Source organism: Aquimarina sp. TRL1, assembly GCF_013365535.1.
Taxonomy (GTDB): Bacteria; Bacteroidota; Bacteroidia; order Flavobacteriales; family Flavobacteriaceae; genus Aquimarina; species Aquimarina hainanensis.
Window position 1 is genome coordinate 5,168,685 of the sequence record NZ_CP053590.1, and the last position, 25,720, is coordinate 5,194,404.

At 35.3% G+C, this 25,720-nt stretch carries 16 protein-coding genes; 8 read left to right on the top strand and 8 right to left on the bottom strand.

Going from position 1 to position 25,720, the window contains the following annotated elements; translation table 11 throughout:
- Window positions 1-5: 5 nt before the first annotated feature.
- Window positions 6-4,511: a glutamate synthase large subunit gene (gene gltB, locus HN014_RS21325; protein ID WP_176030851.1), complete on the bottom strand. Its 4,506-nt coding sequence runs from the start codon at window positions 4,509-4,511 to the stop codon at window positions 6-8.
- 447 nt (window positions 4,512-4,958) lie between these two features.
- Here gltB and HN014_RS21330 point away from each other — a divergent pair, with 447 nt between their 5' ends.
- Window positions 4,959-5,294: a P-II family nitrogen regulator gene (locus HN014_RS21330; RefSeq protein ID WP_176030852.1), complete on the top strand. Its 336-nt coding sequence runs from the start codon at window positions 4,959-4,961 to the stop codon at window positions 5,292-5,294.
- 49 nt (window positions 5,295-5,343) lie between these two features.
- Entirely contained in the window at window positions 5,344-6,582 is a 1,239-nt protein-coding gene (locus HN014_RS21335; RefSeq protein ID WP_176030853.1) for an ammonium transporter, read from the top strand.
- Window positions 6,583-6,739: 157 nt separating this feature from the next.
- Here HN014_RS21335 and HN014_RS21340 read toward each other — a convergent pair whose 3' ends face one another.
- Window positions 6,740-8,956, bottom strand: a complete 2,217-nt coding sequence (locus tag HN014_RS21340; RefSeq protein ID WP_176030854.1) for a response regulator — start codon at window positions 8,954-8,956, stop codon at window positions 6,740-6,742.
- Window positions 8,957-9,238: 282 nt separating this feature from the next.
- Between HN014_RS21340 and mnmE the strand changes: the two genes are divergently transcribed.
- Both mnmE and HN014_RS21350 read left to right on the top strand, forming a co-directional pair.
- Entirely contained in the window at window positions 9,239-10,630 is a 1,392-nt protein-coding gene (gene mnmE / locus HN014_RS21345) for a tRNA uridine-5-carboxymethylaminomethyl(34) synthesis GTPase MnmE (protein ID WP_176030855.1), read from the top strand.
- Window positions 10,631-10,647: 17 nt separating this feature from the next.
- On the top strand, window positions 10,648-11,205 hold the full coding sequence (locus HN014_RS21350) for a Crp/Fnr family transcriptional regulator (protein ID WP_176030856.1): 558 nt from the start codon (window positions 10,648-10,650) through the stop codon (window positions 11,203-11,205).
- Between the two features lie 28 nt (window positions 11,206-11,233).
- Here the strand turns inward: HN014_RS21350 and HN014_RS21355 are convergent, their stop codons facing one another.
- The 3 genes from HN014_RS21355 to HN014_RS21365 all read right to left on the bottom strand — a co-directional run bounded on the left by HN014_RS21355 (window position 11,234) and on the right by HN014_RS21365 (window position 13,689).
- Window positions 11,234-12,457 carry a radical SAM protein gene (locus HN014_RS21355; protein WP_176030857.1) on the bottom strand — a complete coding sequence of 408 codons (1,224 nt, stop codon included), beginning with the start codon at window positions 12,455-12,457 and terminating at the stop codon, window positions 11,234-11,236.
- A gap of 74 nt (window positions 12,458-12,531) precedes the next feature.
- Entirely contained in the window at window positions 12,532-12,753 is a 222-nt protein-coding gene (locus HN014_RS21360) for a hypothetical protein (protein ID WP_176030858.1), read from the bottom strand.
- A gap of 540 nt (window positions 12,754-13,293) precedes the next feature.
- Entirely contained in the window at window positions 13,294-13,689 is a 396-nt protein-coding gene (locus HN014_RS21365; RefSeq protein WP_176030859.1) for a hypothetical protein, read from the bottom strand.
- Window positions 13,690-14,163: 474 nt separating this feature from the next.
- Between HN014_RS21365 and HN014_RS21370 the strand changes: the two genes are divergently transcribed.
- Window positions 14,164-15,366 carry a T9SS type A sorting domain-containing protein gene (locus tag HN014_RS21370; protein ID WP_176030860.1) on the top strand — a complete coding sequence of 401 codons (1,203 nt, stop codon included), beginning with the start codon at window positions 14,164-14,166 and terminating at the stop codon, window positions 15,364-15,366.
- A 91-nt stretch (window positions 15,367-15,457) separates the two neighbouring features.
- Here HN014_RS21370 and HN014_RS21375 read toward each other — a convergent pair whose 3' ends face one another.
- Both HN014_RS21375 and HN014_RS21380 read right to left on the bottom strand, forming a co-directional pair.
- The gene (locus HN014_RS21375) at window positions 15,458-16,030 is read right to left on the bottom strand and encodes a hypothetical protein (protein WP_176030861.1); all 573 of its coding nucleotides are present in this window, start codon (window positions 16,028-16,030) and stop codon (window positions 15,458-15,460) included.
- A gap of 389 nt (window positions 16,031-16,419) precedes the next feature.
- On the bottom strand, window positions 16,420-19,665 hold the full coding sequence (locus tag HN014_RS21380; protein ID WP_176030862.1) for a T9SS type A sorting domain-containing protein: 3,246 nt from the start codon (window positions 19,663-19,665) through the stop codon (window positions 16,420-16,422).
- Between the two features lie 275 nt (window positions 19,666-19,940).
- Here HN014_RS21380 and HN014_RS21385 point away from each other — a divergent pair, with 275 nt between their 5' ends.
- From HN014_RS21385 to HN014_RS21395, 3 genes are all read left to right on the top strand, one after another.
- Entirely contained in the window at window positions 19,941-20,300 is a 360-nt protein-coding gene (locus HN014_RS21385; RefSeq protein ID WP_176030863.1) for a hypothetical protein, read from the top strand.
- Window positions 20,301-20,312: 12 nt separating this feature from the next.
- Window positions 20,313-22,034 carry a CocE/NonD family hydrolase gene (locus HN014_RS21390; protein WP_176030864.1) on the top strand — a complete coding sequence of 574 codons (1,722 nt, stop codon included), beginning with the start codon at window positions 20,313-20,315 and terminating at the stop codon, window positions 22,032-22,034.
- A 92-nt stretch (window positions 22,035-22,126) separates the two neighbouring features.
- On the top strand, window positions 22,127-22,525 hold the full coding sequence (locus HN014_RS21395; protein ID WP_176030865.1) for an NUDIX domain-containing protein: 399 nt from the start codon (window positions 22,127-22,129) through the stop codon (window positions 22,523-22,525).
- 246 nt (window positions 22,526-22,771) lie between these two features.
- On the opposite strand, the gene HN014_RS21400 is transcribed toward HN014_RS21395, so the two are convergent.
- Complete coding sequence (locus tag HN014_RS21400; protein ID WP_254884057.1) at window positions 22,772-25,651, bottom strand: pitrilysin family protein; 2,880 nt, start codon at window positions 25,649-25,651, stop codon at window positions 22,772-22,774.
- Window positions 25,652-25,720: the final 69 nt, after the last annotated feature.

The window sequence follows — 25,720 nt, forward strand, 5'->3', positions numbered from 1 at the left end:
TCGTTTTATGCTTCTTGAGCGGCTAATTTCTCTTCTTCTAATCGTTTTAAGGCTTGTTTATACTCTTCTGGGAATATCTTGATAAATTTAGATAATGCTGTTTCCCAGTTTTCTAAAATGCGCTGAGCCAATGGACTTAACGTCGCATTATAATGGTTTTCTATAAGTGCTTTTAGTTCCTTCTTATCTTCATACAATGTTACTTCTTCCAGGTTTAATGATTCTTTATTACAGTTTTTCTCAAAAGTACCTTTGTCATCATATATATAGGCTATTCCTCCTGACATTCCTGCTCCAAAATTCCTACCTACTTCTCCCAGAATAACAGCAACTCCTCCGGTCATATACTCACATCCGTGATCTCCTATTCCTTCTACAACTGCCGTTGCCCCTGAATTTCTGACACAAAAACGCTCTCCTGCTTTTCCATTAATATATACTTCTCCTGCTGTCGCTCCATACAATGTTACATTTCCTGTAATAACATTATCCTCCGGAACAATGGTTGCTTCCTGGGGTACTTTGATCACCAGTTTTGCTCCTGATAACCCTTTTCCTAAATAGTCATTTGTATTCCCGTTCACTACCATAGTCAAACCTCTGGTGGCAAATGCTCCAAAACTTTGTCCTGCTGCCCCTGTAAAATTCAATCGCAACGTATTTTCTGGTAATCCCTGCGCTCCGTAGATCTTGGAGATCTCATTACTAAGAATAGCCCCTACTGCTCTATCTGTATTGACAATATCAAAATCCAATACAGTTTTTTCTTTTCTAAACAGTGCGGGATGCGCCTGTTTTACTATTTCAAAATCGATTGACTTTTCTAAACAGTGATCTTGTTTTTCTGTATTGTATAATTTAACCCCTTCTTCAACGGGTACTTGATGTAGTATTGGACTAATGTCTACTCCTGCTGCCTTATAGTGATCTATCGCTTTTTTATGGTTTAATTTCTGCACCTGCCCCACCATTTCATTCACTGTTCTAAACCCGAGTTGTGCCATGATCTCTCGTAATTCCTGTGCTATGAAATACATATAATTAACCACATGCTCTGGTTTTCCTTTGAATCGTTTACGGAGTTCAGGGTTCTGAGTTGCAATCCCTACAGGACATGTATTGAGATGACATACTCGCATCATTACACAACCAGAAGCTACCAGAGGAGCTGTTGCAAAACCGAATTCTTCTGCTCCTAATAAGCAAGCAATCGCTACATCTCTTCCTGTTTTTAACTGCCCGTCACATTCTAATACAATTCTATTTCTCAGGTTATTTCCTACCAATGTTTGCTGGGCTTCTGCTATTCCCAGCTCCCAGGGAAGTCCTGCATGTTTTAACGATGTCAAAGGGGATGCCCCTGTACCTCCATCAAAACCGGAAACCAATACGACATCAGCTTTTGCTTTTGCTACACCCGCCGCAACTGTTCCTACTCCTACTTCTGATACCAGCTTTACATTAATTCTGGCATCTCTGTTAGCAGACTTCAAATCGTAAATCAACTGTGATAAATCTTCTATAGAATAAATATCGTGATGTGGTGGTGGAGAAATCAACCCTACATAAGGAGTTGAATTCCTTGTTTTTGCGATTTCGGGATTCACTTTAGGTCCTGGTAATTGTCCTCCTTCTCCTGGTTTGGCTCCCTGTGCCATCTTTATCTGAATCTCTGCTGCACTGGTGAGATAGTTTGAAGAAACTCCAAATCTCCCCGATGCTACTTGCTTAATTGCACTGTTTTTCCAATCGCCATTTACATCTTTATAGAATCGCAACGGATTTTCTCCTCCTTCTCCTGAATTACTTTTCCCTCCAATTCGATTCATCGCTACTGCCAAGTTCTCATGCGCTTCTTTGCTAATAGATCCATATGACATAGCTCCTGTTTTAAACCTCTTGACAATTTCTGTCCAGGGTTCTACTTCTTCCAGAGGAATAGGATCATAATTAGAAAACTCTAATAACCCCCTAATAGTCATTAGGTTTTTAGACTGTTCATTAATCAGTTCTGAATATTCTTTATATGTTTTCGGATCATTATCTCGTACTGACTTCTGTAACTTTGCTACCGACAACGGATTAAACTGATGTTTTTCCCCATTTCTTCTCCAGCGATACTGTCCTCCTATTTCCAAGTCTAAATCCCCTTCTATATCATTAGCCATATAGGCTCTTTCGTGTCTTTTTGAAATTTCTTTTTCTAATTCATATAAGCCCACTCCTTCTATCCTGGTTACGGTATTCGGGAAATATGTATTAACGACCTTGGAACTAATTCCTATACACTCGAATAATTGAGACCCTCTATAAGAATTCAAGGTAGAAATCCCTATTTTATTCATGACTTTAAGTACTCCTTTCCCAACAGCTTTGTTATAATTGTATACTGCCTGTTCGAAAGAAAGTTCTGATATATTGTGTTCTTCTATTTGTTCTTTTATGATCTCATTAACCATATATGGATTAATTGCACTTGCTCCATATCCAAACAACAATGCAAAATGGTGTACTTCTCTAGGCTCTGCTGATTCGATAATAATACTTGCCTTAGAACTCTTTTTTAATCGTTGCAGCCCGCTATTGATAAAAGAACAGGCTAACAATGCTGGAATTGGCGCCCGATGCTTACTGACATTTCTATCTGAAAGAATAATAATATTTGTTCCTTCATCTATTGCTTCTGATGCCTTTTGAAGCATCGCTTCCAGAGCATCCTCTAATCCATTCAATCCTCTGTTTATATTATATAACATTGGAACTGAAGTGGCTTTGAATCCTTTATCTGAATAGGTTTTAATTTTATCCAGATCTTCTTTGGAAATTACCGGGTTTTGTATTTTTAATTTATTACAATGTCTTTCGACTACATCAAAGATATTATGACTTGCCCCTAAAGAAAGACTGATATCTGTAATCATTTCTTCTCTAATCCCATCTAATGGCGGGTTAGTTACCTGTGCGAACAACTGCTTGAAATAGTTATAAATCAGTTGTGGTTTTTCGGATAAAATTGCAATAGGTGTATCCGATCCCATAGAACCGATCGGTTCCTTAGCTAATTGTCCCATCGGGATGATAATCGTATCGATATCTTCTTGTGTATACCCGAATAATTCTTTTCTTTTAGCGACGGATTCTTCTCCTAAAAACAATGGACAGTCATTATAAGGAATATCTTTGAGATGTACCATATTAGTAGCAATCCATTCTCTATAAGGATGTCTGGCAGCTATTTCTTCTTTGACTTCTTCATCATTTACAATTCTTCCTTCATCCATATTCACCAAAAACATCTTTCCGGGTTCTAATCGCCCGTGGTATGCTATATTTGATGGTTGTACCTCTACAACTCCTGTTTCTGATGACATAATTACATACCCATCTTTGGTCACTGTATATCTAGAAGGTCTCAAACCATTTCTATCCAATACAGCTCCTATATAATTTCCATCTGTAAATGGAATAGATGCAGGACCATCCCATGGTTCCATCGTACAGGAGTTATATTCATAAAAAGCTTTTTTGGTATCGGACATTTCTTCATTTTTCTCCCAGGCTTCCGGGACCATCATCATCATTACCTCTGGAAGGGATCTTCCTGTCATTACCAGAAGTTCTACCACCATATCCATCGAAGCAGAATCTGATTTCCCAGGAAGTACCACAGGCAAAATATTCTTTATTTCATCACCAAACCATTCTGACTGCAATAACTCTTCTCTCGATCTCATCCTGGAGACGTTTCCTCTTAAGGTATTAATCTCTCCATTATGGCACATGTAACGAAAGGGTTGTGCCAAATCCCAGGTAGGAAATGTATTCGTAGAAAATCGTTGATGTACCAATGCCAGACGAGTTACTACCATTGGATCTAACAAGTCCTTATAATATAACTTAATATCTTCCGGCATTAACAGTCCTTTAAATATCATCGTTTTTGTAGACATACTAGGGATATAAAAGAACTTACTTTCCGACAGTCTAGAATTAAAGATGGTATGTTCTGAAACTTTTCTAGCGATAAAGAGTTTCAGGTTAAAATCAAAATAGCTTTGGTCTTCGGTTTCTTTTCCTATAAATATCTGACTAATAAAAGGCTCTGTTTTCTCGGCAATCTCTCCCAGGTGCTCAGCTCCTACCGGAACATCTCTCCACCCTAATAAGGTCAGCCCTTGCTCTTTTATGTTTTTTTCTAAAGTATCAATACAAAACTGTCGTTGATTCTCTTTTTTTGGTAAAAACACATTACTAACGGCATATTCTCCTGAAGCAGGCAAGTTGAAAGTACAATGTTTTACAAAGAAATCATGGGGAATGTCGATCAATATCCCAGCTCCATCTCCTGTTTTCCCATCAGCACTTACAGCACCTCTATGTTCTAACTTTTCGAGAATTTCCAGAGCTTTATGAATGATATCATTCGATTTTTTACCTTCTAAACTACATATGAATCCGGCACCACAAGCGTCGTGTTCGAATTCTGGCAAATACATTCCTTGTTTCTTCATAATTTTCCGTTAAAAATGGTTTCAGGTCGATGAAATTAACAAAACCTTAATGAAGGAAAAAGAAAATGAAACCAATCGGGATCACTTTTCTGAGCTCCGTAAAAAAAACATATTTAGAATAAAATAATCCCAAAATAAAGTCTTCTTATTACGAATTCCATAATGGGTTTTTCTTAGAATAATTCTAAATAAGATAATTCTCCAGAGCCACCACATATTTCTTATTATCAACTTATTACAACGAAAACGATTTCGAAAAAACAGCACAAATAGCAGCTATACATTGCATTTTTATCATTTTTGACGAAAAATAAAGGACACCCCTAAAAATAATAGAGTTAAAATTAATAAATACATAAAAATAAACACCAATACCCTATTTTAAACATACTTAATATTAATATTTTATACATTTACCATGATTTTAACATTAAAAATCAAAATATCATGAAAAAAATTGAAGCTATTATCAGACGGTCTAAATATCGTATCGTAAAAGAGGCTTTACATCAACAGGGAATTTCTTTTTTTTCTTATTGGGATGTCACAGGTGTAGGCAATGAACAAAAAGGGAGTGTCTACAGAGGGGTATCCTATAGTACTTCTGATATACAACGTAGATACCTTTCTATAGTTGTTAATGACGAGTATGAACAGATTGCCATTAATGCTATTCTTACAGCAGCCAAAACAGGAGAGGTTGGTGACGGGAAAATTTTTGTTTCAGATATCAAAGAAGCCTATCGTATCAGAACATCCGAACAAGGAAACGCTACCATATAATATTATTCTAAACAAATTTATAAACGACTACTACATTTATTATATCACTATGGAACTATTTACTACTAACAATGTCTGGATGATGATATGTACTGCCCTTGTTTTTTTTATGCATCTGGGGTTCTCTTTTCTGGAAATAGGGTTAACCCGACAAAAAAACACCATTAACATTCTATTCAAAAACATGTTTATCATTTGCATTGGACTTATCTTATACTCTCTTTTTGGTTTTAACCTTATGTATCCTGGGTTTGACAAAGAGGCCTTGGGAATATTGGGGTTTTCTGGTTTTGGTCTTAACTCTCCCATAACTGAGACAGGCTCTTTAGACCTTTCTTATAATACCGGATATACCTATTGGACAGATTTTCTATTTCAAGGCATGTTTGCAGCAACGGCTGCAACCATTGTTTCCGGAGCCGTTGCAGAACGTGTCAAGCTTGGTAGTTTTATGATTTTCACTATTATATATGTAGGGTTAATATATCCTATTGTTGGTTCCTGGAAATGGGGAGGTGGTTTTTTGGATTCTATGGGATTTTATGACTTTGCGGGTTCTAGCCTTGTTCACTCTGTTGGTGGATGGGCAGCACTGGTAGCCGTTTACCTTCTAGGTCCCCGAATTGGAAAATTCACATCCGAGGGTAAACCTATGGTCATCCCTGGTCATAGCATTACACTGGCTGCTGCGGGGGTTTTGATCCTCTGGTTGGGGTGGTTTGGTTTTAATGGAGGTTCTGTATTGTCTGCTGACCCTGCAACCACTTCTCTGACATTGGTTACCACATGTATCGCCGCTGCAACGGGTGGTTTATCTTCTTTTCTGGTTTCCACCGCTATCTATAAAAACTACGACTTAACCATGTTCCTAAATGGGATTTTAGGTGGATTAGTCGCCATCACCGCGGGAGCAGATCAAATGTCTCCTATGGATGCTATTATGGTAGGTGCCATTGCCGGAACATTGATTGTTTTCGGAATATCTCTTATCGACAGACTTACCTTAGACGATCCTGTTGGAGCTATTGCGGTCCATTTGATCTGTGGTATCTGGGGAACACTTGCTGTCGGTATTTTTGGAAAAATGGCAGGACTACATCAATTCTTTGTACAACTTATAGGTATTGTTATCATAGGGGTTTTCTGCCTTCTAACTTCTTTCTTTATTCTATTTTCTATTAAAAAACTTTCCGGAATAAGGGTTTCAGAACAAGAAGAAATAGAAGGGCTCGATTTTCATGAGCACGGTATGGATGCATACCCTGATTTTAGAATTAACCAACACTAACTTCCTTATGAAGCAATACCCTAAGAGGGGCAACTATATATACAAATGATACTAAGAGGTGAAGCATTAGAAATTATGTTTGTGATTTATCGCCTTTATACTATCAAAACAGTTCGCCCCTCTTTTTTATAAACTAATATCTCTTTTATAATATTCGCTATTTTCGTTCCTTGGAAAAAGCCAATATTTTTTGAAAAAGATCTCGTTTTTTGAAGGGTTTTATCACAATATCATCCATTCCTGAGTCTTTGATCTTATTATCCATATTTTCCAGATCTACTGCGGTTAAGGCTATAATTACAACTTCCTTATCAAACTCTCTGATTTCTCTGGTTGTTTCCAATCCATCTTTTCCCGGCATATGAATATCCATAAAAACAACATCATATGTTGTATCCTTGACCATTTGTATTGCTTGCTCGCCATTATCTGCTATATCACATTGCGCTCCTGATCGTTCTATTGTCTTTTTAGTGATCATCAGGTTAATTTTATTATCATCTACAACCAGTATCTTATGCTCACTTAAAAGAGCTCCATAATTAATACTTTCTTTATAATATTTCTCTTTTTTACACTTTTCCAGAACAACCTCAAAACCAAAAGAAGTTCCTTTGCCTTCTTCTGAGGATACTTCAATGGAAGACTGAAATAAGTCTTCTACAATTCTTTTTACGATATATAACCCTAAACCAGAACCTCCTTTATACTCATCGATATGCTGAGTTCCATTAAACCCATTAAAGATACGAGGTAACTTTTCTTTTGCTATACCAATTCCATCATCCTTCACCTCGAAATAAACAGTGATACTCTCTTCATTTTCTTTTACTTTTCTTACGGATAACCATATATTCCCATCGGGAGTGAACTTAATCGCGTTGAATATGAGATTAATTAATACCTGAGAGATTTTTACCCGATCTCCTACGACATTACTACTCATATCTTTCTGGATCGATAAATGTAATTCTGTGTTATTTTCTGCGACCTGATGAGAAAAAGAGCTGGTTATTTCCACCATCATTTTTTTTAGGGAAAATCCTTCTTTATTTAATCGAACATTTCCTAAATGAAATTTGGTGTACTCCAATGTATTGTTTACCAATCCTAATAAATGATTGTTAAAAAAACGCAGCTTCTTGATATAGTTTTGACGTTGAGTAGCATCTTCATTTTGTTCAATAATTTCCGTTAATCCTTTAATGGTATATATCGGTGTTCTCAACTCATGATTGATTACCGAAAAAAAACGAGATCGTTCTTCATTCAAAGCCAATAATCGCTTATTTTTTTCTTTTAGCTCTTCATTTATATCGTTTTTCATCTTATTAGACCGGTAGACATAAATACTAAATAACAGAGCAAGGGCTAATAAAAAACTGATCAAAAAACTAATATAGAAAAAGTTTGTGCTCAGTTCTTTATTCTTTTTATTGATAATAGAGAGTTTTGCTATATCATTTTCCTGACGTAAAATTTCATAAATAAATTCATCGGCATTGGAGGCTCTCTCTTTTAATTTCTCTCTAAATATTTTTTGATACCGATATGCCAGAGATTGATAGTAGTATACTGAATCTATATTAGGACTGTATTCATAAAAATACCTGGATTTATAATGTGCTATACATTTCAAATAGGCATCTCGTTCTCTCTTTACAAATAACAAAGAATCTTTTTCTACTTCGTTTAACAACCTATAAGAATAACTATATTCTTTTTTCTCTTCTATCAACCCCATTGCCAGATGAAGCTTATATTCATTGCGAATAATATCATCTACAATATGCATGCGAATGGAATCTTCATTTTTAAAATCAAATTCATCCAGCTCTTTTAGCGCTTTTTCTGAGCTCAATACTACATTCTTATAATCTCTCCGATCCATATAACTGATGATCAGATCATTGTAGTTGTAAAACTTATTCAGGTTTTTCTCTTTAAGGCTTTTAGAAATATTAATCGCATACAGACTATCAACCTTATCAAATTGCTTCGCCTCTCTGTATACCCGAAGCATCAAAGAAGGGATTTCTAATTCGAAAGGTCGTTCGGGGATGTTCTGAGAAACCCGACGCGCTTTTTTAAAATAGTTGAGGCTTTTATTATACCTCCCTGAGGAAAGAAAAATAACTCCATAATTATAATAATAGGAAGCTTGTATTCGCGGGTTGTCTTTTCCTTTTTCCAACAACTTGTCCAGATACATTCTGGCTTCTACAATACTGTCATTCTTTACCAGTCGATACACGACTCTATCAACTGTATCTCTGATTTCTACATCTATTGTCTTTTTTTGACTAAAAACGGTTGTAACAAAAAGCAACATTCCCCAAAAAAAGCATCCATTTATACTTTCTGTTTTTACCATACTCAAACTACTTTAAAACCATTAACTTTACCAATATATAGATAAATAGGTCAGTTTCCCAGAAAATCCGGCTAAAAAAGCACCATAAATCGGATAATTTGCATCACTTTTCGTTATTCTTTAAGATTATAATTATAAGTTTCACATTTTTTATAGATTTTTATTTGGTGGGCATCTAGCTACTTTTTCTTTTTCCCGGCAGTGTATTCAGTATAAAAAAGAGCAACTATTATAACATACCCGAAACATAATAATTACTTTTGCAGTTGTAATTATTAATCTATGATCTCCAAAGATACCATTGTTGCATTGGCGACTCCGAGTGGCGCAGGTGCCATTGCTGTTATCAGAGTTTCCGGACAAGATGCTCTTCATATTTGTGCTCCTCTATTTAGATCCAAAAAGGGAAAAAACCTATTAGATCAAAAGAGTCATACTATTCATTTGGGGCATATCATAGATAAAAACAGGGTATTAGATGAAGTACTGATCTCTTTATTTAAAGGAAGTAACTCTTATACAGGAGAGCCTACTGTAGAAATTTCCTGTCATGGCTCTACTTATATCCAACAAGAAATTATTCAATTATTGCTTCGTAAAGGCTGTCGTGCTGCAAATCCTGGAGAGTTTACACTTCGAGCCTTTATTAATGCTAAACTTGATTTATCGCAAGCAGAAGCTGTTGCCGATTTAATTGCTTCTGATTCTGAAGCTTCTCACAGAATTGCTATGCAACAGATGAGAGGTGGATTTAGTAATGAAATTAAAGCCTTAAGAGAAGAGTTATTAAACTTTGCCTCATTAATAGAATTGGAATTAGATTTTGCAGAAGAAGATGTAGAATTTGCTGATCGTTCTCAATTCCGAGCATTAATTGAGCGAATTACGAAGGTATTAAAAAGACTTATCGATTCTTTTGCTGTCGGAAATGTTATAAAAAATGGGATCCCTGTTGCTATCGTTGGAGAGCCTAATGTAGGAAAATCCACTTTGCTGAACGCACTTTTAAATGAAGAACGAGCTATTGTATCTGATATAGCAGGTACCACACGAGATACTATTGAAGACGAAATCATTATCGGTGGTATTGGCTTTCGTTTTATCGATACAGCGGGAATCAGAGATACTAAAGATGTGGTAGAAAGTATTGGTATTCAGAAAACCTTTGAAAAAATCGAACAAGCACAGGTAGTAATTTATCTGGTCGACAGTTCTGACCTAACTGCTGATCGTATTACCGAATTACAAACAGAAATAGGAAAAATTAAAAATAAATATCCTCAAAAACCTTTGCTCATTGTCGCTAATAAGGTTGATAAACTTTCTTCTGAAGCTGCTACCACTCTAAGCAATACAATTGAAGGAGTTCATTTACTTTCTGCTAAAAATAATATAGGAGTAGATACACTACAGGACTCTTTATTAAATTTTGTTAATACAGGTGCCTTACGAAACGATGATACCATTGTAACCAATACCAGACATTACGATGCCTTATTAAAAGCATTAGAAGAAATACAAAAAGTACAGTATGGTCTGGACAGTGGTCTATCAGGGGATTTGATGGCTATCGACATCAGACAGGCACTGTATCACTTTGGGGAAATCACCGGAGAAATTTCTAACGATGATTTATTGGGTAATATCTTTGCTAATTTCTGTATTGGGAAGTAAGCTATCAGTACAAAACCATGAGAGCAGCTTTACAGAAAATACTCCCTGATGACAAAATAGATATCCTACTCTCTATAAGTAAGGTAGTATCTATTCAAGCGAATGAATATTTTGTTCATGAAGGAGAGGTTCCAAAAAAAATTGCTTTTATCCATACCGGCTTATTCAGGTATGTATATATCCATGAAAAAGGGTATGAATACACAAAAAGTCTTATTACAAAACATCAGTTTATTTGTTCTTATTCAGCGATGATTGCTCAAACCCCTTCTCATTTTTATATAGAAGCTCTGGAAGACGCTGAATTATTAGTCGTTCCGTATCAAAAATGGATTGACTTAGTAAAAAATGACTTATTCTGGACTCAGTTATTGCTTGGCTTTGTAGAAAAAGGGTTTATAACCAAAGAAAAGCGTGAGCGAGACTTATTATTGCTTAGTGCCGAAAAAAGATATCTAAATTTTTTAAAAGAATTTCCTGATATCGACCAGAGAATTCCTCAAACTATTATTGCTTCGTATTTGGGAATACAACCGGAAAGCTTAAGTCGTATTCGAAAAAAATTATTTTCTTAGCCCTTCTCTTTTATTTTTCTTACGGTTATTATTGTGCAAAACTGATCAACTCCTTGGTATGCTCATTTATTTCTGTAGTGAGATCAACCGTATGAAGGTATTCGATAATTTCTGAAGTGTCTATCATACTAATATTCGAATCTTCATAGATACTGGGAAATATATCCATTAAACGATGTTGTACATGCGCTATTAACTGTATCAAATTCCTGCAATATATCGAAGGGTTATTAAACCCATTTTCTTTTTTAAATCGGTGAACCAACCTCCCGCCTTTACAAATTTCCAGTATTGGACATGCTTTGCACTGCGAACACAACATATGGGTACTATTCTCAAAATATAACCTTCCTAAAGGAGATGTCAGGATATCTGTAAAACTATGTGTTTGTATCTTCATTTTTGACTTAGTGAATCCCTGACCACATGCTTTTAATGAATCTATCGCTTCGATTTCTCCATTAGTTTCTATTACCAATACCTTCGATTCATTATGCTCGTGATCTGTTATCCCCAACAAGGAATTGATCAGTCCCTTGAATATCGGAATAATGTACTTATCTGGATCTGCTATCCAATGATCAAACAATTGTATCAGCCAATCCGCCATAGAAGTCTCGTCTGTATTAGGGTCAAAAGGAACATTATCATAGGTATAATCCGGAATTAAATAATTCACCGAATGAGCTCCCATCTCTTTAAAACTATTATATATAACTATAGGATCTTCCTCTGTATTAATGACACAGGCAATTGTAGCCAGTCCAGTTTCACGCTTTAATAACTGTACCCCTTTTCGAACAGCCTGATAGCTTCCCCTGCCTTTATGATCTACCCGATACATATCATGCGCTTTTTCTGTTCCGTCAACACTGATACTCGGAAAAATAGCTAACTCTTTAAAAAGAGAACACCACTCCTTATCAATCAGTACTCCATTGGTTTGCATATCATACTCAAAACTAGTTGTTAACAGCTGTTCTCTTGCTTTTTCTGCCTTATAGACAAATTCCCTATAAAATGCTTTATCAATAAGCAACGGTTCCCCTCCATGAAATATAAAGGTGAATTTTTTTCTCGGGTACTTTTTTAGATAGGCAATTGTTTTTTCCAAAATCGCATCAACACAATCTGCGTCCATATATTTTGGTTGTTTCTTATATGTTGTATCTCCCATATTGTACATAAAACAATATGAACAATTCAGATTACACCTACTTGCTACTTTTACCACTAATGCATCAAATTCCATTCTATAACTCTTTCGTGTTTATAAAAACAGAAGCTGTTTTCACAGCTTCTGCGATCTAATCAAAAAATACGACCCTACATAGAAAGCCGCTCGGGAGTTGCCTCTGCTCTTGCAGGGACACACTTTTGTAATGCATTAGACCAAATCATCCCTTGCGGGCAATGTCTTCCTCCACTTGTTGGGTAGTAAATCACTTCTTCTTCGTAGATAGCACCACCAACAATGTTTTCCATGTTTTTTACTTCTTGAGCAGAAAACTTTTCTAATCCCCCAGATAAAACAAATACTTTTTTCATAATCGTTTGTTATATAATTTGTGCCTACTCTATATGATTTTCGGCTACCTCAAGCTTTGTTATGATGTACTCCATAATTGGGTCATACACCACTATATACATGTCTCTTAATTTTTGTTACCTATCTCAATTAAGAATCACATATAGTACTTACTAGTGCAGCTTGTAGAAATTCATTACCCAACAATAAACCGTTAATGGTTTTACTATCGAAAAATTATATTGTTTTGAGGGACTTATCTCAGAAAGCTCAATGAAATTCTGGAGGTATTTTTTAGAAAAAAATTATAGTCTTCCCTGATCACAGGATGTAAGATATTATATAAGGAAAGAAATGAATCTTACGTTAGTAACAAGTTCTAAGTGTGTAATCTCGACTATTGAGCTAAAAAAACTATGATAACAGCATTCCCCCACCATTATTGAAAGAAGGGTATTAGAAACAATCCAAAAACAAAATAAATAATATAATGATAGGTAGAAGTACTGTTATATAGTTATAAAAGGGGTGATTGTAGTATGTATTTGTAATTTAAAAAATCAATTGCGATTTGAATAGATCTCTGTTGTTTCTCTATCAAAATCCAATGTACTTTCCAATACCATATATTTGACTTCGGGATCCCTTGCTATTTTATTTTTTTTATTGTTTGGTATCTGATGCAAAAGAGCTCCTTTAAACTCCCCAGAATAAATGGAAACAATATGTTCTTCTGACAATTCATATTTTTCCAAAATCTGTACTATTTTAGGAGTAATAGCAGGTGTTTTAATGGTATTATCTTTTAGAAACAAAGCATAATTATTGCTTTGGAGTCCAATAGCTATCGATTCTTCTTGTGAGTTTTCTACTGAAGGGGCTTCTTTTTCACAAGATACAACTATAAAAATACTGCATAGTAGTCCTGTGAATAATCCCTTATTATTCCGATTCATATTTTTGTTTTTCGCCGTTGCAAATATGAGATCATTATCATTCATAAGCCTCAACATATCAATCAATTAACTCGCAATTAACGCTCCCTTAAAAAAAGACAAAAAAAGCACTTAACACATCTGTTTTATAATCAATACCTTACACGTGATATTATTATTTTTTTAGTAATTAAACCTTACAGCATTAACATTTATTTAAATCCTAAAATGAGCTATTTCTGGTGCTTTTCTGTTCTTTGCGCTATTCTTTTATCGTTACTGTATATGGTATATATTGGCTTATTTTTGTTTTCGGACCAATACTTCATTCCTTTAATTTCTATTTTTTTGTGGATCAATTGGGTAATACTTTTTCTGTTTGTGTACTTATGGGTAGATCGATCTTACTGGTGGCACCTGAAAAACCAACATAACAGAGTAAGGAAAACCTAGATTTTATACTTTTCAAACTATAAAATCACAACACACAATCAAATGAAAAAAGTACCAACGTTTTTCACTTTATTATTTTTACTATGTCAGCTTATCAATGCACAATGCCCCAATGGGGATTGTATTGAAGCTGATATGAATTTTGAACCTGATTCCAGCTTTATCAACAATGCAGATTGGCAAGCCTCTCACGGCTCGCCTTCTGTTAATCCAGGAACCGCCTGGATGTGGTCGTACAACTCCCGCGGAGAAGGGATTAACTATCACTCGTATAATTTTGTTAAAGGACGACAATACTGTATTACTTTTACTGCCAAAACGGTAGTTCGGGGAGGAGGATTAGCTCATCCTGATGCATTTTTTAAAGTTGTTGCTACGCAAGGAGATGTCATAGGAGCCGTAACGGGTAGTGGCGGAGGTCCTATTCCTGCTACTCCTAGCCCTAATCAACTTATTGCCAATGAGAACTGGAATGCTACCAGTCCTCCCAGTACAACTGTATACACATATACTTTTACTGCTACTGATAATTTTGATAATCTTTGGTTCTATCCTTTTTCTCCTTCCTTACCGGTAGTAGAGCTTAGTCTTCATAAACTAATTATTTGCGATATCACTCCGCCTCCTTGCAAGGCGAATTTCAAATTAGAGCTCAATGAAATGGGATCTGGTAATACTGCAATTAGTATTTTACCACAGACGGTTCCTGCAGGAGCTTCTACCCAATTACAGATTTATAAAAATGGAAGTTTGGTATACAGTGGATTGCCTATTAGTTATATTGCTACTCCTGCCAACTATACAATATGTATGACAGTAATTCTGAGAGATGGGACCAAATGTCAAAAATGTTTTGATTTTTGTATTGGGAAATGGTCTGAACGCCCTCCCAGAACAACATTGCCATCTGAAGTACAATCATCAAAAAGAAAAGCTGATAAAGTTCTTAATTTTCCAGATGCATTGAAGGAGAAGAATTTGCCAAGTGCACAGGAAGAAGAATCTATCCGGATCGCTCCCAATCCCAGTGATGGTATTTTTTCTATCACCAGTACAATGAATACACCTATACAACAAATCGAAGTATTTAGTCTTCCTTCTGGAGCCTTATTAAAGGTACTAGACTCTACAAAAAGTAAGCATGGAGTTCTTGATCTATCTAAGCATAAAGAAGGAGTTTATTTTATCAATATTACCCTGAACAACGGCAATGTGGTTTCTAAAAAACTAATTATCAAACGTTAATTATAAATTAACTACAAACCAGGTTATAAAAAAACAGCATCAAAATTAATTTGATGCTGTTTTTACTTCTATACTTTTATGCCATTGTTTTTTATTTCATGACTTTAATATCGACTAATAGTCGCTTAGCGTTTATTGCTTTTAATCGGATTGCTCCTTTTTTTCCTTTTGCATTTTCAAAAAGAATTATTTTCCCTTCAAATCCAGATATTCCAATACTCTCCGTATCGTGTGTTATTGTAATATTCTTTAATGCGCTATCATCTTTAATAGCATCAAAAGCTGTTGCTGTCATGGTCACATTCTCATGTTGTGTTTTAGTTCTGGTTGCTCCAGGAACAGTTACCGAATTATTAGAATCATCCGGGCTAGAAAAAGCAATAAAAGCCGAATTACTGACCGATACTAAATCAACAGTTGCTCCTGTAACTTGCGTCAATTCTGCTTCTTTATATACTTTCCCGGATACTGACGCGAACCATCTTCCTCCTTCTGTATTGCCTTCTAATGCAAATTCTACATCCGTATAACCTATTATAGTTTCTTTTTCTTCTTCTTTCATGTTTGTAGTTCCATCATCTGAAGAACAAGAAGTACTAGAGATCAAAACTACTGTTACAAAACATATAATATTAGCTGTTCTTGTTAGAATTGGGTGCTTCATAATATTTATAATTAAAGATTTCTTTTGTGTATTTTTATTCTTTCTTTTCAGAATCTCAAGAGATGTTAATCTATTTTTTTGGGGTTACTTAAGTTGTTATCGAATCTATTTTATAAGACCGACACTAGACATCAAATATATAGTGCTTTTCTTTTTATTAAAACAAGAGCTTATGTTTATTTATAAATAAACACCTACACCTTTTTATAAATAAACACCTACACCTTATTCAAAAAAACAAAAATTAAAAACCTGATTAACAACAGCTTAAAACCAATTCCGTTCACAACAAAGGTCAGATGAAATCATCTGACCTTTCACGGGAAAATTAGCCCTGTTTTTATCTACAAAAACAGCAAAATATGTCTTTTATCCAAATGATTATCTGATCATTTTTTAACTAATTTATTGGTAACGAGTAATACTCCATGCTTATCGTATACAGAAACCATATAGAGTCCCGGAGGCATTTTGGTCAGGCTCATTTGTTGTATCTGTTGTTGCTTTTCTAGTTTTTGTCCCCGCACCAGATTTCCAGTGAGGTCATATATTTTTATAGAATACGCATTTGATATTTGTCTTGTATCAATCCGGATATTATTTGTTGCCGGATTCGGGAATATTTCTACCTGAGGTTTTTCTCCAATATGTATTCCTTCTGTAGAAATTACTGCTCCATTTTTGCAATATCCATATGTGAAGAATTGATTTGTTTCTACCCAAGGGGTTCCTACTGCAAGCTTGAACTTGTAAATTTTACCTTGTTCCAGGCTTCCGGGAGTCACCAAATCATTAATAGCAATCCCATCTGGCACAGTACAATCTGTACAAATCCAATCAGAAAACAGAGGAGTCCCTACCAAAGTCCAGGATGTCAGATCAAATTCAGCAATTTCTAAGAAATAACGATTTTCACAAGAGCTGGCAGCTCCATTTACTATAATTTTATCTCCTGGACAATATCCATGTACTGCTGTTTCTCCATAATATGAAGGAAATTGATTAATTCCATATCCTCCTATAAAATCTGCTTCTGCAAAAGGACCTCCCAGGCAACACCCTTCACTGGTAAATTGAGCTGCTTTGGTTCTTATATGTAACCCGGAACCATTCCAGTTTTGACCTACAAACACTAAATCCGTATTGCTGCTGTCTGCTACATCAGCTGCTATTACCGGATACTCTAACACTCCTGCTCCATCTCCCTGCAACTCATGATAATGTGTCCAGCTACCATTACCATTGGACAGTTTTGTGCGAATAAACAATGCATCTGCACAACCCCAATTTCTTCCTACAAAAGCAATATCCATTAAGCAATCACCATTAAAATCTCCTGTTAGTGTCGGGTAACTATGCACTCCTATTCCATCTCCCTGTATATCCGATTTATGAGTCCAGGTCCCATCACCATTAGACAGTTTCGTACGGATATTTAAACCTGCACCACTCCAATTTTGACCAATAAACACCAAATCATCCTTCCCATCTCCATTCACATCTCCCATATGTGATGGATAGGTATGTACGCCTGCTCCATCTCCTAATATGGCAGAAGTATGCGTCCAGGTTCCATCTCCATTGGATAGTTTGGTACGAACATTTAATCCTGTACCACTCCAGTTTTGGCCTACAAATACTAAATCAGCTTTCCCATCTCCATTCACATCTCCCATATGTGATGGATGGGTATGCACACTAACACCATCTCCCTGTACATTTGATATTGCTGTCCAGGTACCGTCTCCATTAGACAATTTTGTACGGATATTTAAACCTGCACCACTCCAGTTCTGACCTACAAACACCAAATCAGCTTTCCCATCTCCATTAACATCTCCTATATGTGATGGATAGGTATGTACCCCAATTCCATCCCCTAGTATGTCTGATACTGCTGTCCAGGTCCCATCTCCATTGGATAGTTTGGTACGGACATTCAATCCTGCACCACTCCAGTTCTGACCTACAAATACCAAATCAGCTTTCCCATCTCCATTAACATCTCCCACATGCGTAGGATACGTATGCACACCAATGCCATCCCCCAGTACGTCAGATGTTGCGGTCCAGGTACCGTCTCCATTAGATAGTTTGGTACGGACATTCAATCCTGCGCCACTCCAATTTTGACCTACGAAAATAAGGTCTTGTTTTCCATCTCCATTCGCATCTCCTGTAAGAGTCGGGTAGGTATGTACTCCCGCTCCATCTCCTAACACATCAGACATTGGAAGATAATTAACAGCTTCTACCACTTCCTCGCAAGGCTCTTCTTCTTCGCAAGGGTAATACGCCAAGTATTTGGTTAGATGAACTCCATCTTTTTTCAAATAATGATATGTCTTCACTTCTCCATTTGATGCTCTGACATTTATATAATATCCCGCTTCTGTAATTTCCTTGGTTTTTTGCACTTTTTTCCGCCAGTTGCGATGTTTATCTCCTGTTACTGTTTGTAAATAATTACACGCCTCATCTCTAAAAATACTATTGTCTATTTTTACATAGATTTCTGCTCGCTTGCGTTTCCATAATCCGCTAGGTTGCCGTTTCCAGGAATGTGAATAACTTTTAATCGCCTGGTATGCAAATTCTATATGCTCTACAAACCACATTTTACAAGCTAACAGATAATCTCCTGAAGAGGAATCCCCTGTTACTGAAAATTCTACCGGAGCTCCACAAACAATATCATTAACACTTACTGTTGTCGTATCCGATAATACTCTTTCTGTACCATCATGATCTGTAAATGTAATTGTAGTAGTGATCGTTTTGGTTCCTAAGGTCGTATATGTATGACTCAAATTAATATTAGAAACACTGGTATGTGTCTCTATGGGAGAACCATCTCCCCAATCAACTTTGATTTCATCCGCAGTATACAATGACTGTGACCAGCAATAAGGAGCGCAATCCTCATCATCGCTGTGAACAAACTTATCTAATGCAACCCGTAATCCTTTTCTATACACTTCGCATACGCCTGAACTTACTGATGCTGAAGATTCGTAATATGTATCTTCTCCTACATATACTGTACTTTTCTGAAATGTAAACTTCTTGGACAATAATTTAGTCCCTTCTTGCTTTAATACCTTTTCCGGAAGCTTATCTCCTCCCCGTTCTTCTTTCCTTAGTGTTTCTAATAGATGTAGTTTTGTTTTAGGGGTTTTGATTGTCATATTTTCAGACAATTTTGTATAGACATACTCCCCTATCCCAATCTCACTGTATTGATTATATAGTGTCTTAGCAATATCATCTCCATGAATATCCTTGGCATAGATTGCTTCCAATTCTTTTTCTGTGAAAGCTCCATCCAACCAATTGTAAGTAGTATTAAACCAGGTTCTATATGAAATATACCCTGGAAACATCGCTTCTATTTTATCTAACCCTTCATCAATATCTCTTTGATCTGCCCATTTTTCCAGGTATTGATAAAAACTGCGATACTGTTCAATATCTTCAAAAAATAAGATATTGTAGGTCGTATCAAATTTGGGCATTCCATCGATACGCGTATTTTCCTCTTGCGTTGTTTCTGAACTTTTCAAACCTTCCCAGGAAAAAGCACTGCAAAACACAGATAGTGTCATCAATAATGTAAAAAGTCGTTTTTTCTTCATACTTGCATTGTTTAGCTGTTATTAAATAGCACAATAAGGCTTATGTGATTCCTTATCATTCTTAAGACCTTATATTTTCGATTCATTACCCTTGTGCTTAAAAAAAAATAATTTTTTAAACTATTTAGTAACACATACAAAAATTCAGATCTTCGACTTTATATACACTAGGTTGTTTTTTGTTACCCCTGCCATGCAAACATCAAAAAAATATCTTCAAATTTCACTCAAATAATACCCCTGGAAAACGTTTTAAATTGTTAAAATACTTTCCTATGCGTAACATAAACTTTGTTAATGCTACTTATAGTAGCACCCTATATGGTGATCTTGAACAAAATACAATGAAGTTCACATCAATTCTTTTCATCTTAGTTACTCTCTCTTTTGAAGTTTTGCATTGTTATGCTCAACAGCATAAAAAAGCGATCGCCTCCATTGCAAATCAAAATGTGAATACGCTTCTTCTGAATAAATGGCTTTATATTAAATCGATTTCTACAGTTAATCGAAAAAGAGGATATGTTGAACATTCCGGAGAAACTGATACAGGTAAGAACAATTCTCCTACCAATTATGCACTTTATAAGTTTGCTGTTACTAAAAACTATTATTTCAATATAACCTTCACATAAAAAACGTATAAAATGAAATTAATCGCATGGCTTCTTATCTTTCTTATTGGAGGGTGTAATTCTTCTACCAAAACAACAAATGTTAATGAATACACTATTGAAGATATTCTGATCAAAACCGAAGATGGAGGAATAATTTCGGGAATACTAGCGCGAAAAAAAGGAGATATGACTCCTAGACCTACCATTTTACAATACACCATCTATGTACGAGATACGGGAAGGGATCTAAAAACACTAAAACAGGCTGTAGATCATGGTTATAATGCTGTTATTGCATATACCAGAGGAAAAAGATTTAGTCCGGGTAAAATATTACCGTATGAACATGATGCAACTGATTCTTATACTGTAATTGACTGGATCAGTAAACAACAATGGTGTGATGGGCGAATTGGGATGTACGGTGGTAGTTATAATGGTTTTACACAATGGGCAGCTACTAAAAAGCTACATCCTGCCTTAAAAACCATCGTACCATATGTAGCAAACAGACCTGGTTTGGGACTGCCTATGGAAAATAATGTTTTTATAAATCCTAACTATGAATGGTCTTTTTATGTAGGTAATAATAAATACCTGGATACAATTGTAGGAAATGATAGACAGCGGTTTAGAAATATGCAAAATCGCTGGTGGGAAACAGGAGTCGCCTATAATAAACTGGATAGTATCGACGGCACACCTAATCCTTTATTTCAAAGATGGATCCAGCACCCTTCTTTTGATGAATATTGGCAAAATATGGCTCCTTACAAAGAAGATTTTTCAAAAATTACAATTCCAGTATTATCAATTGATGGTTATTATAATGATTCACAAAATTCAGGATTATATTACATAAGAGAACACTATAAATACAACCCCAATGCAGAACACTATTTGATCATTGGTCCTTATGGACATTTTGGAGCACAACGAAATGGTGCTAAAGAAATCAATGGCTATAGTGTAGATAAAGATGCCCTCATCGATACAAATAAAATTACCTATCAATGGTTTGATTATATTTTCAAAAAGGGTAAAAAACCAACAATATTAAAAGATAAAATCAACTATCAGGTAATGGGAGCTAATCAATGGCGAAGTGCTTCTTCTATCAATAAAATGAATAACGATCACCTAAAATTATATCTTACTGCTAGTCCTCTCGGGACATTTTATAGTTTAAAGAAAAGTAAACCTGTGACAAATAACTTTCTATATCAAGAGGTTGACTTTGCTGATAGGGAAACATCGAATAACAACTATTATCCTGATCCAATTATAAGTGATGAAATTGATTCTAGTAATGGATTTAATTTCATTAGTGCCCCTCTGGAAAAACCACTATTAGTTAATGGTTCGTTTATTGGGAAACTATACGCTAGTAGTAATAAAAAAGATTTTGATTTTGGCGTAACCCTTTATGAAGTAATGCCCAATGGGACTTATTTTCATTTATCCTATATTGTCGGAAGAGCCAGCTATGCTAATGATATAACCCAAAGAAAGCTATTGACACCGAATAAAATTGAAGAAATCCCTTTCACTAATACTCACCTCGTTAGTAAACAATTACAAAAAGGAAGTCGATTATTAATTCATCTAAACATTAATAAAAATCCATTTTCTGAATTAAATTACGGAACCGGGAAAGAGGTTACTACAGAAACAATTACAGACGCAACCTCTCCTCTAAAAATAAAGTGGTACACTCATAGCTATGTAGAGATTCCTGTATGGATTGAATAATATAAATGTGCTTACGGCTAAGTAATATTCAATACTTTTGTGCATTATGAAACGATCATAATTACCTATAGTAAACTAGTATTTTATTTATTATGAAAGAAGTTGATAAAATAGCATTTATCGAAATAAAAGACGGGCAGATTCTGAGTACGCGTTCTAAAGGAAAAAATACATTCTACATCCCTGGAGGAAAAAGAGAAACGGGAGAAACAGATCAACAAACACTTATCAGAGAAATTTCTGAAGAGTTGAGTGTCACAATTCATCCGGATTCTCTTAATTATATTGGAACATTTAAAGCACAATCAGATGGTGCTGCAAAAGGAGTTATTGTAAAAATGACTTGTTATAGTGCCACCTATTCCGGAGAGCTAAAAGCGGCTAGTGAAATAGACGAAATTCGTTGGCTTTCGTATCAGGATATGAATATTATTTCGGCTGTGGATCAAAAAATTTTTACTTTTCTAAAAGAAAAAGGATTGCTCAACTAAATAATTCGCTATTCATAAAGTTAATCCTAACTCCCTCTACAACAAAGTAATATTTATTATAGAGGTATTAAACGTTAAAAAAATCATAGGCTCACCAAACCTGAAGAAAAAAGGAATTCTGTTATTATTCCTTACAGTTATCTATAGTTCAATTGTATTCTTTTCCTTTATAAAGGAAAGAATACTAAAAAAGGAGTATCTTCAGATACTCCTTTTCTTATACTAAATTACCGAAATGTGGTTCGATTACATTTTTACATCTGTTAATGCCACTTCTTTCCCTTCTTTATCTAATAACTTTACTTCATCAAACCCTTCTTTTTTAAATTGTTCGAATTGAGTAGCTGCATCTCCTATTACTAAATAAACCATTTTACTAACATCCAGATATTTATTTGCTAATTCTTTATGTTTTTCCAGGGTCATTTCATTAATAACAGTCTCTTCTTTTGCTATATAATCAGAAGATAATTCATACTTAGACATATCGTGTAACATTCCTAAAAGTGCTCTTTGTGTTTCAAATCTTCTCGCATTCGATTTGATTAATGCATTTTTAGTAAACGTCAGATCTTCTTCTGATATTCCTTTTGTGTATTTCTGGATTTCATCTTTGAAAATACGGACCGATTCTAATGTAGTGTTAGTCCTTACACTAGAGGAAGCTGTAAATGTACCTGGGATATTGGTTCCACTAAACCTGGATCTCGCACCATAAGTATACCCTTTTTCTTCTCTCAGAATTAAGTTCACGGTTCCCGAAAAAGATCCTCCCAATTTATAATTCATTACAGTTGCAGGAAAGTAATCCGGATCTTTCCTAGACATAGAGAGGTACCCTATATTAATCACCGATTGTTTGGCATTAGGGATATCCACAAAATACAATGAAGCTTTATCTCTTTTATTCTCTATTTTATAGGTAGGGATTCTTACTTCTTTTCCTTCCCATTTTTCTTCAATAGCCCTTAATGTTTTTATTGTTTTCTCTTTATTGATATCTCCTACGATATTAAATCGACTAATCTTAGGAGAGAAGTTCGCTGCGTAGAACTGTTTCAGGTCATCTATTGTTATTCCTGTAACAGAGGCAACGGTACCTGAAGTAGGATGCGCAAACATATGTTTTTCTCCGTATAATAATTTATTGTATACATTGCGGGCAACAGCTTCAGGATTAGCTTCTGATCTTTTTATTTTATTAATTGTCTTTGTTTTTATTCTTCCAAACTCTTCCTCATCCCATCGCGGCTGCAGAAGGATTTCTTCGACTAACTGCATGGTCTTATCAAAATTTCTTGAAAGCGTATTTCCATTAATAACAATAGATTCTCGAGTCGTATACATATCTATTGTAGCTCCTAACAACTCTATTTCTTCTTCTAATTCTTCAGGAGTTTTATTTTGTGTCCCCTCCATAAGAATATCTGTCATTAGGTTTGCTACCCCGACTTTATCAAAACCATCTAGTAAATGTCCTCCATCAATAACAAGATTAAAGCTCACCAAAGGCAATTCTTTTTGCTCAATTCCATACACTTTTAATCCATTTTGTAAAGTAGTATTCCAGGAAGAAGGCACAGTTAGTTTAGGCGTATTTGTTATAACAGGAGCTACTGAGCGATCAAAAGTAGAAGGTGTTTTCTTTACTTCCTCTTTCTTTTCTGCTACCGTTGTTTCTTTATTATCTTTTATTTCTTCCTCTACAACTGCTGCTTTTTCAGAGTTCTCTGCTATCAGGTCTAATTTCCCTTTTGGGACAAAGCTTGTTAATACATATGGTTTATTTTTGATATAAGTATTATATACACGTATAACATCTTCTTTAGTTACGGCTTTGATATTATCTATATCCTGTGTAATAAAAGAAGGGTCTCCTGCAAACACATTGTATCTTGCTAATTGAAATGACTTTCCAAGAACACTGCTTATCCCATTGTAAAATTCAGTTTCTAAGCCTGCTTTTATACGCTCTATATCTGTATCAGTAATTCCTTTTTCTTCAAACAACCTGAACGCTTCTTTAATTCCATCTTCTACATCTGCCAGACTTTTTCCTTCATTTGCTGTAATTCGGATTAAGAATCTTCCAGCAATTTCCATTGATCCATTCCATGCATCGGTTGCTGACGTAAGTTCCTTATCTTTTACCAGAATTTTATAAAGTGGTGCTTTTTTTCCTTCTGATAACAACTCTCCCAAGAAATTTAAAGCATAGGCATCTTTCGTATATTGTTCTACAGTAGGCCATACCATACTTAATTGTGCAGTTGTCGCAAAATTATCTTCGTGATATAATCTTTTTGATGCTGACAAGGTAACATTCTGTACTTTTAACTTTTCTACTTCTTGTCTTCTTTTTATTTCCCCAAAGTACTTTTCTATCATCGTCTTAGCCTCTTCTATCTCAAAATCTCCCGCCAGTACCAAAGTAGCATTATTAGGTCCATAATACTTATCATAGAATTCTTTTACATCTTCTACTGTTGCATTTTGAAGGTCTTCAAGTTCTCCTATCACCTGCCAATTATATGGATGTCCCTCTGGAAAAATATGCTTGTTTATCACCCAATTAGTATGTCCGTATGGGCGATTATCTACACGCTGCCTCTTTTCATTCTGGACAACTTCCTGTTGGTTTTTAAACGCACTTTCTGTAACAGTGTTAATTAAAAATCCCATTCGATCTGATTCAAGCCACATAACTGTTTCCATCGCATTTTTGGGTACGACTTCATAATAAATTGTACCATCCTGCCAGGTTCCTCCATTTAATGTTCCTCCTACATCTTGTATTGTCTTGAAAAACTGATCTTGTGGTACATTTTCGGATTCCTGAAATAACATATGCTCGAATAAATGAGCAAAACCAGTTCGTCCTTTTTTCTCCCTGTTAGATCCCACTCCATATTGTATTGCGACCGATACGATCGGATCTGATTTATCCTGGTGCAATACTACTTGTAATCCGTTTTCTAATTCATATTTTTGATAATCTACAGATAGTTTCCCCACTTCTTCTGTTTTTAATTCTTTATTAATTACACTCTCTTTCTTACAGCTTATAATTCCTGCAAACAAAATAAGGACTACCATATATGATAGTCCAGATACCCTGAGTTTCATATGATTTCTTTTTGTTTTTTGATTGAGAACTAAAGTAATCTTTTAGAAACAAGAAGTAGTCCCAAAGGA

Excerpts from the sequence above, each read along its gene's own strand:
- HN014_RS21340 (WP_176030854.1), bottom strand. The coding sequence starts at position 8,956 with ATGGTAAAAACAGAAAGTATAAATGGATGCTTTTTTTGGGGAATGTTG.
- HN014_RS21400 (WP_254884057.1), bottom strand. The coding sequence starts at position 25,651 with ATGAAACTCAGGGTATCTGGACTATCATATATGGTAGTCCTTATTTTG.
- HN014_RS21355 (WP_176030857.1), bottom strand. The coding sequence starts at position 12,457 with ATGGAATTTGATGCATTAGTGGTAAAAGTAGCAAGTAGGTGTAATCTG.
- HN014_RS21395 (WP_176030865.1), top strand. The coding sequence starts at position 22,127 with ATGAAAGAAGTTGATAAAATAGCATTTATCGAAATAAAAGACGGGCAG.
- mnmE (WP_176030855.1), top strand. The coding sequence starts at position 9,239 with ATGATCTCCAAAGATACCATTGTTGCATTGGCGACTCCGAGTGGCGCA.
- HN014_RS21365 (WP_176030859.1), bottom strand. The coding sequence starts at position 13,689 with ATGAATCGGAATAATAAGGGATTATTCACAGGACTACTATGCAGTATT.
- HN014_RS21385 (WP_176030863.1), top strand. The coding sequence starts at position 19,941 with ATGCGTAACATAAACTTTGTTAATGCTACTTATAGTAGCACCCTATAT.
- HN014_RS21335 (WP_176030853.1), top strand. The coding sequence starts at position 5,344 with ATGGAACTATTTACTACTAACAATGTCTGGATGATGATATGTACTGCC.
- gltB (WP_176030851.1), bottom strand. The coding sequence starts at position 4,511 with ATGAAGAAACAAGGAATGTATTTGCCAGAATTCGAACACGACGCTTGT.
- HN014_RS21380 (WP_176030862.1), bottom strand. The coding sequence starts at position 19,665 with ATGAAGAAAAAACGACTTTTTACATTATTGATGACACTATCTGTGTTT.
- HN014_RS21390 (WP_176030864.1), top strand. The coding sequence starts at position 20,313 with ATGAAATTAATCGCATGGCTTCTTATCTTTCTTATTGGAGGGTGTAAT.
- HN014_RS21360 (WP_176030858.1), bottom strand. The coding sequence starts at position 12,753 with ATGAAAAAAGTATTTGTTTTATCTGGGGGATTAGAAAAGTTTTCTGCT.
- HN014_RS21330 (WP_176030852.1), top strand. The coding sequence starts at position 4,959 with ATGAAAAAAATTGAAGCTATTATCAGACGGTCTAAATATCGTATCGTA.
- HN014_RS21370 (WP_176030860.1), top strand. The coding sequence starts at position 14,164 with ATGAAAAAAGTACCAACGTTTTTCACTTTATTATTTTTACTATGTCAG.
- HN014_RS21350 (WP_176030856.1), top strand. The coding sequence starts at position 10,648 with ATGAGAGCAGCTTTACAGAAAATACTCCCTGATGACAAAATAGATATC.
- HN014_RS21375 (WP_176030861.1), bottom strand. The coding sequence starts at position 16,030 with ATGAAGCACCCAATTCTAACAAGAACAGCTAATATTATATGTTTTGTA.